Source organism: Lysobacter korlensis, from assembly GCF_042434515.1.
Genome location: NZ_JBHLTG010000059.1, coordinates 1 through 611, shown reverse-complemented (window position 1 = coordinate 611; position 611 = coordinate 1). Strand labels below are relative to the sequence as shown.

1 protein-coding gene is annotated in these 611 nt (G+C 60.7%); it reads left to right on the top strand.

Annotated features, from left to right (window positions below):
• The first annotated feature begins 102 nt into the window (after positions 1-102).
• Positions 103-495, top strand: a complete 393-nt coding sequence (locus ACFFGH_RS34430; RefSeq protein ID WP_386677485.1) for a hypothetical protein — start codon at positions 103-105, stop codon at positions 493-495.
• Positions 496-611: the final 116 nt, after the last annotated feature.

Below are 611 nucleotides of genomic sequence, written 5' to 3'. Positions count from 1 at the left end.
TATGCTGCAGCCTAACTATTCGTTCAAGCCGAGCCCGCTTCGAAGCTCCAGAACTCCATACGGGTTCTCGGGCGGGCCGGCTTAACTCAGGTGTTAGCCCGCATGTGGATGCCACTGCTACTTGGAGCATTTGCTCTCCTTCTTGGCCTGCTTCCTTGGGCCTTTGCATCCATTGGCCACCCTGGGCCAGGCATCTCACCGTCGACTGCCCTGAAAATCTTCGCGGCGGGCATCAGCATCGGTGCGCTGCTGCCCGCATACCTAGCGATGTTCGTGTCCCGACGTGCCTTTCACGAGCGCCAGAGCGGCCATGGATCCTCTCCGCGCTGGGCCCTGCTCGTCGCTTTCGCGGTCGTGCTCGCCATTGTGCTGCCGGTGGCAGTTTGGCTTCATCGGACGCCTCAAGCTGCGTTCGCGCTCGTATCGGCCGCCGGCAGCTTCATAGTGCTTCACACACTGGTGCTCAACGTCAAGTACCGCGAAGATGCGGGCTAACAATTCGTCCAAGCCGACACCGCTTCGCGGCGCGGCTTAACTCAGGTGTTAGAGCGCACATGAGACGTCTGTTGCTCCCGATAATCTTGGTCCTGAGCGCTTGCGCGTCGGTGCCT